A 13,426-nucleotide genomic window follows, 5' to 3' on the forward strand; every position below is an offset into this window, starting at 1 on the left:
CGAATTTTTTGAGGGAAGTGTGGTGACCCAGCTGACTTTGCTGTGCCTGCCGTATTCCGGTGCCAGTGCGATGGTCTATAGCCGCTGGCGGCCGAAGTTGCCGCAATGGCTGCAGCTCAAACCGGTGGAGCTGCCGGGGCGTGGTGCGCGCTTTGACGAGCCGCTGCAGACCGACATGCGCGCCTTGGCCATGCAATTGGCCAGGGAGTTACAGCCAACATTGAAGACGCCTTATGCGTTGTTCGGTCATAGCCTCGGTGCGTTGCTGGCCTGCGAAATGGCCCATGCGCTGCGTGCCCTGGGTTGCCCTGAGCCGGTGGCGTTGTTCGCGTCCGGCACGGCGGCGCCGACCCAGCGCGCCGACTACGATCGCGGATTTGCCATCGCCAAGACCGACGCCGAACTGATCGAGCAACTGCGCACGCTCAATGGCACCAGCGAAGAAGTGCTGGCCAATGACGAGTTGATGAGCCTGACCCTGCCGATCCTGCGCGCCGATTTTCTGCTGTGCGGCAAATTCGAGCCGCAGCAGCGACCACTGCTCAACTGCCCGGTGCACGTGCTCGGCGGCAAGGCTGACCGCGCCACCACCGAGCAATTGATCGGCTGGAGCAAGGAAACCTCGGGCAGTTTCTCCGTAGACATGCTCGCCGGCGGGCACTTTTTCATCCATGAGCACGAAGCCAAAGTGCTCAAGGTGATCAAAGACCAGCTCGACATACACCATCGCCGCCACGCCATGGCCGCCACCGCCTGACCCCATTCCTGTAGGAGCTGCGGCACGCTGCGATCTTTTGATTTTAAAGATCAAGATCAAAAGATCGCAGCGTGCCGCAGCTCCTACAGGAGCGGTTTGAAATCCCGCTGTACCTCCCGCCTGATAGTTGTTCTCAATCGCTAATTTTTCCGGTCTGCATTCGTTTTATAGGGACGACGTGCCTTTGTGCTGCCTGCCTACTGATCCGGATGCCAAGAAATGAATGCAGAAGACTCCCTGAAACTCGCTCGCCGGTTTATCGGGTTGCCCCTGGAAAAGCGCCAGATGTTCCTCGCTGCCTTGCAGGGGGAAGGGGTGGATTTTTCGCGGTTTCCGATTCCGGCCGGGGTCGAGGCCGAGGATCGGCAGGCGCTGTCTTATGCCCAACAACGTATGTGGTTTCTCTGGCATCTGGATCCGCAGAGCGGCGCGTACAACCTGCCGGCGGCGGTGCGCCTGAGCGGGCGGCTGAATCAGCCGGCGCTGGAGCAAGCGTTCGCCAGCCTGATCGAGCGCCATGAAACCTTGCGCACGGTGTTCCAGCAGCAGCCCGACGACAGCCTGCTGCAAGTGCCGCTGCAACGACCGCTGGAGATCCAGCGCGTCGACCTCAGCGATTTACCCGCTGCCGAACGCGAATGGCGCGTAGCAGCAGCAGCCGAAGAGCAATCGCTGCTGCCGTTCGATCTGGCCAACGGCCCACTGCTGCGCGTGCGTCTGTTGCATCTGGCCGAGCAGGAACACGTGCTGCTGCTGACCCTGCACCACATCGTTTCCGACGGCTGGTCGATGAACGTGTTGATCGACGAATTCTGCCGCTTCTATGACGCTCACGATCAGGGGCACGTGGCCGAGCTGGCGCCGATGCCGGTGCAGTACAGCGATTACGCGCTGTGGCAGCGGCGTTGGCTGGAGGCGGGTGAGCAGCAGCGTCAACTCGATTACTGGCTGGCGCAAATGGGTGACGAGCATCCGGTGCTGGAACTGCCGCTCGACCGTCCGCGCCCGGTTCTGCCGAGCAATCGCGGCCGTCGCCATGAGCACGTAGTGGAGGCGGCGCTGGTCGAGCAATTGCGCGGCGTCGCCCGGCAGCATGGCGTCACGCTGTTCATGCTGTTGCTCGGCACCTTCAATATTCTGCTGCACCGTTACACCGGGCAGACCGACCTGCGCGTCGGTGTGCCCATCGCCAATCGTAATCGCCGCGAGATTGAAGGCCTGATCGGATTCTTCGTCAACACTCAGGTTCTGCGCGTGCAACTGGATGGCCAGACACCATTCGCGGATCTGCTCAGCGCGCTTAAGGAAACCGCGCTCGGTGCTCAGGCGCATCAGGATCTGCCGTTCGAACGGCTGGTCGAGGCGCTGAAACTGGAGCGCAGCCTGAGTTACAACCCGCTGTTCCAGGTGATGTACAACCACCAGCCGGAAGTCGCTGACGTCACCACCCTCAAGGTCGGCAGCGGTCTGGAACTCGGCGTGATCGAATGGGAAAGTCGCAGCACCCAGTTCGACCTGAGCCTGGACACCTACGAAAAGGGCGGCCAGTTGCACGCTGCGTTCACCTACGCCAGCGACCTGTTCGACGGCGCAACCATCGAACGCATGGCGCGGCACTGGACACATCTGCTGCACAGCATCGTCAGCGATCCACAGCAACGGGTCGGCGAGATCGGTTTGCTGCAAGCGCAGGAGCTTGAGCAACTGACTCAGGACTGGGGGCGTCACGACACGACCTGGCCGAGCGAGCGCCCGGTGCATGAGCTGTTCGAAGCGCAGGCCGCGCAAACACCTGATGCCATCGCGCTGATTTTCGACGGTCAGCAACTCACTTATGCACAGCTCAACGCCCGCGCCAATCGTCTGTCTCGCACATTGCTGGTGCAGGGCGTCGGCCCGGAAGTGCTGGTCGGCGTTGCGGTTGATCGCGGGCTGGAGCTGATCGTTGCCATTATCGCCGTGCTCAAGGCTGGCGGCGCGTATGTGCCGCTGGATCCGCAATACCCGCGCGACCGCTTGCTGTGCATGATCGAAGACAGCGGCAGTCGTTTGCTGCTGACGCAAAGCCATTTACTCGAACGTCTGCCGGTGCCGCACAACGTGCGCAGCCTGTGCCTCGATCAAGCCGAAGCGTGGGAATTTACCGACGACAGCAATCCGCAACGCGCGGTGTGGGCTGATAACCTCGCCTATGTGATGTTCACGTCGGGCTCCACCGGCCGCCCTAAAGGCGTCGGCATCAGCCACGGTGCGCTGAGCAAACACGCCTTCGCTTCGCAGCATTACTACGCCTTGAGCGCCGCCGATTGCGCGCTGCAATTTGCCACGTTCAACTTCGATGCCTTCGGCGAGCAACTGTTTGGCCCGCTGACCTGCGGCGCCTCGGTGGTGCTGCGCGGCAACGAAGTCTGGGACAGCGAAACCCTGTACCGAAATATCGTCGCGCACGGCATCACGGTCATGGACTTGACCACTGCCTACTGGAACATGATTGCCAAGGAATTCGCCGCCGCCGGCCCGCGTGATTACGCCGCGCTGCGTCAGGTTCACAGCGGTGGTGAAGCAATGCCGCCGGAAGGTGTGCAGGCCTGGCGCCTGGCAGGGCTGGAGCACGTCAAGTTGCTCAACACCTACGGCCCGACTGAGGCCACCGTCACCGCAACCACGCTGGATTGCAGCGATTACGTGTTCGGTCGTCAGCCGTTGCCACTGACCATGCCGATAGGTCAGCCATTGCCGGGACGTCATGCCTATCTGCTGGATGCTGACGCTCAGCCGACGCCGATTGGCGTGGTTGGTGAACTGCTGATTGGCGGTGAGTTGCTGGCGCGGGGTTACTTCCAGCGCGCGGATCTGACCGCTGAACGTTTTGTCCCAGATCCATTTTCCACCACGGGTGCGCGTCTTTACCGCACCGGCGACCTTGCGCGTTTCAACGCCAATGGCCAGATCGAATACGTTGGCCGCGTTGACCATCAAGTAAAAATCCGTGGCTTCCGTATCGAACTGGGCGAAGTCGAAGCACGTCTGCTAGAACTCGATGCCGTCAAAGAAGCCGTGGTGCTGGCGGTGCAGGGCGGCAGCAGCCTGCAACTGGTGGCGTACGTGGTGCCGAAAGACACCGCTGTGGTTGCCGCTTCAACCGAAGCCCAAGGTGCCGCGCGCGAAGCGATCAAAGCGCAACTCAAGGACAGCCTGCCGGATTACATGGTGCCGACGCAGCTGTTGTTCCTCGGTGCATTGCCGCTGAGTCCGAACGGCAAACTCGATCGCAAAGCACTGCCGGCGCCGGACGCCAGCCAGATGCAGCAAGCGTTTGTCGCGCCGCGCAGTGCGCTGGAACAGAAAATCGCAGCCATCTGGCAGGACGTGCTCAAGCTCGAACAGGTCGGTCTGACCGACAACTTTTTCGAGTTGGGCGGTGACTCGATCATCTCGATTCAAGTGGTCAGCCGTTCGCGTCAGGCCGGGATTCATTTCAGCCCGCGCGACCTGTTCCAGCACCAGACCGTGCAAGGTCTGGCCAGCGTCGCCCAGCAAGGCAACGTCGCTGTAAGTATCGATCAGGGCCCGCTCAGCGGTGAGTTGCCGCTGCTACCGATCCAGCAGACGTTCTTCGCCGACGACATTCCTCAGCGTCACCACTGGAACCAGGCAGTGCTGCTGCGCAGTCATCAACTTCTGAATGCCGAGGCGCTGTTGCAAGCGCTGAATGCCTTACTGGTGCAGCACGATGCTTTGCGGTCGCGCTTCGTCGAAAGCGCTGAGGGTTGGCGTGCAGAAGTGGCGCCGGTCGCGACGGATCCTGAGCTGTTGTGGACGGCTGACCGTCTCGACGCTGATGATCTGCAAGCGCTATACGCCAAGGCCCAGCAAAGCCTGAACCTGCAAAACGGCCCACTGTTGCGCGCGGTACTGGCGACCGTCGCCGATGGCAGTCAGCGTCTATTGCTGGCCGTGCATCACTTGGCGGTAGACGGTGTTTCGTGGCGGATTCTGCTCGAAGATTTGCAACAGGCTTATCAGCAAGCAGTGCAAGGCACGAGCATCAAACTGCCGGCCAAGACCAGTTCGTACAAAGCCTGGGGCGAACATCTGCAAGCCCATGCCGCGACTGACGCGGTGCAGGGCGAGTTGCGTTTCTGGCAGCAACAACTCGACGGCGCGGCGCTGGATCTGCCGTGCGATAACCCGCAGGGCAGCTTGCAAAGTCGCCACGCTCAGGTGCTGCACAGTCGCCTCGACAAAACTTTCACCCAGCAACTGCTGCAACAGGCGCCGGCGGCTTATCGCACGCAGGTCAACGACTTGTTGCTGACGGCGCTGGCGCGGGTGATCTGCCGCTGGAGCGGGCACGCCGACACGCTGATTCAACTGGAAGGTCACGGTCGCGAAGACCTGTTCGACGACGTCGACTTGACCCGCACTGTCGGCTGGTTCACCAGCCTGTTCCCGGTGCGCCTGACCCCGGCGGATTCGCTGGCGGACGCGATCAAGCAGATCAAAGAACAGCTGCGCGCGATCCCCCACAAAGGCATCGGTTTTGGCGTGCTGCGTTACCTCGGCGACGACGCGGCGCAAGCCTCGCTCAAAGCGCTGCCGCTGCCGCGCATTACCTTTAACTACCTCGGCCAGTTCGACGGCAGTTTCGATGCCGAAGAGGGCGCACTGTTCAGTCCGGCCGGTGAGCGCGCCGGGCTGGAGCAAAGTCTCGATGCGCCGCTGGACAACTGGCTGGGCGTCGAAGGCCAGGTGTACGACGGTGAACTCGACCTGCGCTGGACGTTCAGCCGCGAGCAGTTCAACGAGGCGACCATCGCCCGTCTGGCCGACGAATACACTGCTGAACTGCAAGCGCTGATCAGCCATTGCTGCCTGCCGGAAAGCATGGGCATCACGCCGTCGGACTTCCCGCTGGCGCACATCGCTCAGGCACAACTGGATGCGATCGCAGTGCCAGCCGCCGGCATCGAAGACATTTATCCGCTGTCGCCGATGCAGCAGGGCATGCTGTTCCACACCTTGTACGAACAGGGCACCGGCACTTATATCAACCAGCTCTGCGTCGATGTCGACGGCCTCGACCCCGAGCGTTTTCGTGCGGCGTGGCAAGCGACCATGGACGCCCACGACATCCTGCGCAGCGGCTTTATCTGGCAGGGTGAATTGCAGGAACAACTGCAGATCATCCATCGTCGTCTCGAGTTGCCGTACGCCTTGCTCGACTGGCGCGCGCGCCCTGACATCGCTCAGGCACTGAAGGATTTCACGGCTGCCGATCTGGCGCAGGGCTTCGATTTGACCGCGGCCGGCCTGATGCGCGTAACGCTGATTCAAATCGCCGATCAGCGTCATCACCTGATCTTCACCAACCACCACATCCTCATGGACGGCTGGAGCAGCGCGCAGATGCTCGGCGAAGTGCTGCAGCGTTATGCCGGCCAGCAACCGCCGCGTCCGCTGAGCCGTTACGCCGATTACATCCAGTGGCTGCAACGTCAGGACGGCGCCGTCAGCGAAGCGTTCTGGCTGGCACAACTGGCCGACTTCCATGAGCCAACCGTGCTGGCGCAAGCCGCGGCGGGTGGCGGTGAGGTGCGTGCCGAGCGCGGGCATGCGCTCAAGCATTACGCGCTCGATGCAGCGCGTACGCAACGCCTGAACGAGTTTGCCCGGCAGCAGAAAGTCACCGCCAACACCTTGGTGCAAGCCGCGTGGCTGCTGTTGTTGCAGCGTTACACCGGCAGCGCTTGCGTGGCGTTTGGCACCACCGTCGCCGGGCGTCCGGCGGAACTGGTTGGCATCGAGCAGCAAGTCGGTTTGTTCATCAACACCTTGCCGGTGATCGCCGGTTCGCGTCCGGATCAAAGCGTAGCCGCATGGCTGGCGGCGGTGCAGGCGCAGAACCTCAGCCTGCGCGAGTTCGAACACACGCCGCTGGCGAACATTCAGCGTTGGGCCGGGCAGGGCGGCGAGTCGTTGTTCGACACGCTGCTGGTGTTCGAAAACTTCCCGATTTCCGAAGCGCTGCAACACGGCACCGCGCAAGGCGTGGTGTTCGGCGAAGTGGCCAACCAGGATCAGACGCACTACCCGCTGACGTTGGGCGTGACACTGGGCGAAACCCTCGCGCTGCACATGAGTTTTGATCAGACGCATTTCAGTGTCGCGACTGTCGAGCGTCTCAGCGCGCAACTGCTGCATCTGCTGGAGCAATTCGCTGAATCCGCCGAACGCCGCCTCGGTGAAATTGCCTTGGCAAGCGCTGACGAACATGCGCGGCAGATCCTCGAAAACCAGCCGCAGGCGTACCCGGTCGAACTCGCTGTGCATCATCGTTACGCGCGCTTGGCGGCGCAACAGCCGGATCGCACCGCAGTGATTTTCGACGGCCAACACTTCAGCTACGGCGACATCGATGCCCGCGCCAACCGTCTCGCTCATGAGCTGGTGGCACGTGGCGTTGGCGCCGAAGTGCGCGTCGGTGTCGCGCTGCCGCGCAGCGAAGGTTTGATTGTCGCGCTGCTGGCGGTGCTCAAGGCCGGCGGCGCTTACGTGCCGCTGGACACCAGTTACCCGCGCGAGCGGCTGGCGTATCTGATGGAGGATTCCGGTCTGGCGCTGCTGCTGACCGATTCGCGGGTGACGGCGCAATTGCCGATCGCTGACACCCTGACCGTGCTGGAACTCGATCACCTCGACCTCAGCGCGCACCCGGCGCAGGCCCCGATCGTGGCGCTGGATCCGCACAACCTTGCGTATGTGATTTACACCTCGGGTTCCACCGGCAACCCGAAAGGCGTCAGCGTCAGCCACGGCCCGCTGGCCATGCACTGTCTGGCAATCGGTGAGCGCTATGAAATGCGCGACAGCGATTGCGAATTCCATTTCATGTCGTTCGCCTTCGACGGCGCCCACGAGCGCTGGCTGACCAGCCTGACCCACGGCGGCTCGCTGCTGATTCGCGACGACAGCTTGTGGACGCCGGAGCAGACCTACAACGCGATGATTGAACACGGGGTGACCGTGGTCGCGTTCCCGCCGGTGTACCTACAACAACTGGCCGAACACGCCGAGCGCGTCGGCAATCCGCCCAAGGTGCGTATCTACTGCTTCGGTGGCGATGCGGTACCGAACGCCAGTTTTGAACGGGTCAAGCGTGCGCTGAATCCCGAGTACATCATCAACGGCTACGGCCCGACCGAAACCGTGGTCACGCCGCTGATCTGGAAGGCCGGTCGCGACGAGCCGTGTGGCGCCGCGTACGCGCCAATCGGCAGCCGCATCGGTGATCGCAGCGCCTATGTGTTGGACGCTGATCTGAACCTGCTGCCGCAAGGCATGGCCGGTGAGTTGTATCTGGGCGGCAGTGGTGTGGCGCGGGGTTATCTGAACCGCCCGGCGATGACCGCCGAGCGTTTTGTCGCTGACCCGTTCAGCCGTAGCGGCGGCGTGCTGTATCGCACCGGCGACTTGGTGCGCCAGCGCGCTGACGGCACGTTCGACTACCTGGAACGTATCGACAATCAGGTGAAAATCCGTGGCTTCCGCATCGAACTCGGCGAGATCGAAGCCAGTCTGCAAGCCCTTGATGGCGTGCGCGAAGCGGTGGTCGTGGCGCAGGAAAGCGCCGGCAGCAAACGCCTGGTCGCGTACGTGGTCAGCGACTCGCCGCGCGAAGATTTCGCCGAGCAACTGCGTGAACAACTCAAGGCCACGCTGCCGGCGCACATGGTACCAGCCTACGTTTTGCGTCTGGAGCGCATGCCGCTGACCCCGAATGGCAAGCTCGATCGCAAGAACCTGCCGAAGCCGGATGTCAGCCAATTGCAGCAAGTCTATGTCGCGCCGCAAAGCGCGCTGGAGCAGCAACTGGCGACCATCTGGCAGGACGTGTTGAAGCTGCAACGCGTCGGCCTCAGCGATAACTTCTTCGAGCTGGGCGGCGATTCGATCATCTCGATTCAAGTGGTCAGCCGTGCGCGTCAGGCCGGTTTGCGCTTCACCCCGAAAGATCTGTTCCAACACCAGACCGTTCAGGCGCTGGCCGCCGTGGTGCAAACCGGCGAGCCGCTGCAACTGATCGATCAACAACCGGTGACCGGTGCAACGGCGCTGCTGCCGATTCATCAATGGTTCTTCGCCCAGCCGATTCCGGATCGTCATCACTGGAACCAGTCGGTGATGCTCAAACCGAACCAGGCACTCGACGCGCAAGTGCTCGAACAAGCACTGGACGCACTGGTAGCGCATCACGACAGTCTGCGTCTGGACTTTGCCGAACAGGCGCAAGGCTGGTCGGCGCAGTACCGCGATGTCGCGACGCAAGCGGGCGAAACCGTGCTGTGGCAAGTCGAGGTCGCCGATCTGGCGGCGCTTGAGGTGCTGGGCAATCAGGCTCAGCGCAGCCTGCAATTGAGTGACGGTTCGCTGATCCGCGCGGTGCTGGCAAACCTCGCCGATGGCACTCAACGCTTGTTATTGGTGGTTCACCACTTGGTGGTCGACGGCGTGTCGTGGCGGATTCTGTTCGAAGATCTGCAGAGCGCTTATCGGCAGATTCTGGCGGGTGCGACTGTGCAACTGCCGGCCAAAACCAGTGCCGTCAAAGCCTGGGCCGAGGCGCTGCAAGACTACGCCGCGAGCGCGCCGCTGCAGGCCGAGCTGGGTTTCTGGCAACAACAACTGCAAGGCGCCTCGACTGAGTTGCCTTGCGACAACCCGCACGCCGGTCAGCAACACAATCAGGCGCGATCGATCCGCACGCAACTGAACAAAACCCTGACCCGTCAGCTGTTGCAGGAAGCCCCGGCGGCCTACCGCACGCAAGTCAACGACCTGCTGCTGACCGCGCTGGCGCGGGTGATGGTGCGCTGGACGGGTGACGACAGTGTGCTGGTGCAACTGGAAGGGCATGGCCGCGAAGACCTGTTCGACAACGTTGACCTGACCCGCACCGTTGGCTGGTTCACCAGCGTGTTCCCGGCGCGATTGGCGCCGGTCGCCGACCTTGGCGCTTCGCTGAAGCAGATCAAGGAGCAACTGCGCGCGATCCCCAACAAAGGCATCGGTTTCGGTGCCCTCGCGCACCTTGGCGACGCCGTTGCACAGCAAGCGCTGCAAGCCTTGCCGAAACCGCGCCTGACCTTCAACTACCTCGGCCAGTTCGACGGCAGCTTCGATGCCGGCGACGACGCCTTGTTCGTGCCGACCAGCGAGTCCGGCGGCGAAGAAGTCAACATGACCGGCCCGCTGGGCAGCCCGTTGGCGCTGGATGGCAAGGTGTTCGGCGGCGAACTCGACCTGAGCTGGACGTTCAGCAGCGAGATGTTCCACCCGGCGACGATCCAGCGTCTGGCCGACGATTACCTGCAAGAACTCACCGCACTGATCGCGCATTGCTGCGACAGCGCCAATCGTGGCGTGACCCCTTCGGACTTCCCGCTGGCGACGCTGACGCAGGCGCAACTCGACGTGCTGGTGCAACAGCCGCAGTCCGTCGATGACATCTACCCGCTGTCGCCGATGCAGCAGGGCATGCTGTTCCACACCCTGCTCGAACAGGGCGGTGGCGACTACATCAACCAGATGCGTCTGGACGTCGACGGCGTTGATCCGCAGCGCTTCCGCGCAGCGTGGCAAGCGGTGGTCGATGCCCATGACATTCTGCGCACCGGGTTCTTCTGGCAGGGCGATCTGGATCAACCCGTTCAAGTTGTGCAGCGTCATCTCGACGTGCCATTCCGCGTGCTCGACTGGAGCGCGCAGGCTGATCTGGACGCGACGCTGCAAACCCTCGCCGATGACGAGCGCGCGCAAGGTCTGGATCTGAGCGCGGCACCGTTGCTGCGTCTGATCTTGGTGCGCATTGCTGCCGATCGTCATCACTTGATTTACACCAACCATCACATCCTGATGGACGGCTGGAGCAGCGCGCAGTTGCTCGGCGAAGTGTTGCAGCATTACAGCGGTGAAGCGGTGGCGCGGCCGAGTGGGCGTTATCGCGATTACATTGGCTGGTTGCAAAAACAGGACGCCGGTGCCGCGCAAGCCTTCTGGCTCCAGCAATTGCGTGAACTGGATGAGCCGGTGCGTCTGGCGCAGGTGTTTGCGGCGCCGACGCAAAACGTCGAGCCTCACGCTTATGCGCAGCATCGGGTGCAGCTGGATTCGGAACAGACTCAGCGTTTGAGCGACTTTGCCCGCGATGCGAAAGTGACGGTCAACACGCTGGTGCAAGCGGCCTGGCTGCTGCTGTTGCAACGTTACAGCGGCAAATCCTGCGTGGCGTTCGGCGCGACGGTGTCGGGGCGTCCGGCGGATCTGCTTGGTGTAGAACAGCAGATCGGGCTGTTCATCAACACCTTGCCGGTCATCGCCAGCCCGCGTCCGGAGCAGCGCCTCGGCGACTGGTTGCACGGCGTACAGGCGCAGAACCTTGCATTGCGTGAGTTCGAACACACCGCGTTGTTCGACATTCAGCGCTGGGCGGGATTGGGCGGTGAGGCGCTGTTCGACACTATTCTGGTGTTCGAGAACTACCCGATTTCCGAGGCGCTGGAACAGAGCTCGCTGCAAGGCCTGCGTTTCGGTGCCGTGGATAATCTGGAACAAACCAACTATCCGCTGACGCTGTCGGTCAGCCTCGCTGCCGAGCTGGCGGTGCAATTCAGCTATCAATGCGCACAGTTTACGGCCGCTTCGGTCGAGCAAATGGGCCTGCACCTGCAACGCTTGATGCTGCAAATGATCGACGGCAGCGAACGTGCACTGGGTGAATTGAACCTGCTCGACGCCGCCGAAACCGATCAGCAACTGTTGGCGTGGAATGCCAGCGCAGCGCCTTGGCCCGAGTCGCGCTGCATCCACCGATTGATCGAAACGCGCGCCAGCCAGACGCCTGACGCGACAGCGCTGGTGTTCGGTGAGCAATGTCTGACTTACGCCGAGCTGAATGCGCAGGCCAACCGTCTGGCCCATCGCCTGATTGCCCAAGGGGTTGGCCCGGATCGTCTGGTCGGCATCGCTTTGGAGCGCGGCGTGGAGATGATCGTCGGCTTGCTGGCGATCCTCAAGGCCGGTGGCGCTTACGTGCCGCTGGATCCGCAGTACCCGAGCGATCGTTTGGCGCACATGATCGAAGACAGCGGTTTGCAGTTGTTGCTGACTCAGGCGTCGTTGCTGCAAGTGCTGCCAATTCCGGCCGGTGTGCAGACGCTGGTGCCGGGCTCCCTCGAAGAGCCGATCAGCGCTGCACAGGCGGCCAATCCGCAGGTGGCGGTCGACGGCGATAACCTCAGCTATGCGATCTACACATCGGGGTCGACCGGCAAGCCGAAAGGCGTGATGGTGCGCCACGCGGCACTGGTCAATTTTGTCGCGAGCATGGCCCGTGAGCCGGGGCTTGTGGCGACTGACCGCGTGCTGTCGCTGACCACGTTCTCCTTCGATATTTTCGGGCTCGAGTTGTACGGCGCGCTGTTCAGCGGGGCTTGCGTGGTGCTGGTGGACAAGCAGAGTGCGCACGACCCGCAGGCGCTGCTGCAAATCATCGATCAACAACAGGTCAGCGTGATTCAGGCGACGCCGTCGACCTGGCGAATGTTGCTTGATCATCCACAGGCTGCGCGGCTTGCAGGGCGTAAATGCCTGTGTGGTGGTGAAGCGCTGGCCGAGGATCTGGCCGCACGTCTGCTCGAGGTCGCCGGGCAAGTCTGGAACCTTTACGGGCCGACGGAAACGACGATCTGGTCAGCGGCTTATCAACTGACGGCCGAGCAGCGCCAGCCTTACCTTGGTGGGCCGATTGCCAACACCACGCTGCACATTCTCGGCGAACACTTTGCGCCAAACCCGGCCGGTGTGATCGGTGAATTGCTGATCGGTGGCGATGGTCTTGCGCGGGGTTATCACGAGCGGCCGGCGCTGACCGCCGAGCGCTTCCTGCCCGATCCGTTCGGCATCGGTGCGCGGCTGTATCGCACCGGTGACCTGGCGCGTTATCGCGCTGACGGGGTGATCGAGTACCTCGGGCGCGTCGACCATCAGGTGAAAATTCGGGGCTTTCGCATCGAGCTGGGTGAAATCGAAGCCTGCCTGTTGGCGCAGCCGTCGATTCGCGAAGCTGCGGTGGTGGCACAGGAAGGGCCGGGTGGCTTGCAACTGGTGGCCTACCTGATTGCGGCGAAGCCACAGGAAGCCGAGCTCGCAGCCCTGCGCGACGCATTGAAATCGGTGCTGGCACCGTTACTGCCCGACTACATGATGCCGGCGCACTGGATGCTGCTGGAACGTTTCCCGCTGACCCCCAACGGCAAGCTCGACCGCAAGGCGCTGCCGCTGCCGGACGCCAACCAATTGCTGCGCGCCTACGTGGCGCCGGATGGGGCGCTGGAACACAGCGTCGCCGCCATCTGGCAAGACGTGCTCAAACTCGACCGGGTAGGGCGCGACGACAACTTCTTTGAACTGGGTGGACATTCACTGTTGGCGACTCAGGCCACCGCGCGCCTGCAACTGGAGCAAGGGGCGGCGGTGCCGCTGGATCTGCTGTTCCGCACCGCATCGCTGCGCGAGTACGCCGAACAACTGGCTGTTCACCTGACCCCTCACTCCAGCGAAGACCTGAGTGAGATGCATGATTTCCTGGCAGACCTGGAGACCCTTTGA

At 62.5% G+C, this 13,426-nt stretch carries 2 protein-coding genes; both read left to right on the forward strand.

The window, feature by feature from the left end:
• Nucleotides 1-22 precede the first annotated feature (22 nt).
• Nucleotides 23-757 (forward strand): thioesterase II family protein, encoded by a 735-nt coding sequence (locus KFS80_RS07390; RefSeq protein ID WP_212544378.1) that lies wholly within the window; start codon nucleotides 23-25, stop codon nucleotides 755-757.
• Between the two features lie 219 nt (nucleotides 758-976).
• On the forward strand, nucleotides 977-13,426 hold the full coding sequence (locus KFS80_RS07395) for a non-ribosomal peptide synthase/polyketide synthase (RefSeq protein ID WP_212544379.1): 12,450 nt from the start codon (nucleotides 977-979) through the stop codon (nucleotides 13,424-13,426).

The sequence above is a fragment of the Pseudomonas rustica genome (assembly GCF_018336155.1).
Taxonomy (GTDB): domain Bacteria; phylum Pseudomonadota; class Gammaproteobacteria; order Pseudomonadales; family Pseudomonadaceae; genus Aquipseudomonas; species Aquipseudomonas rustica.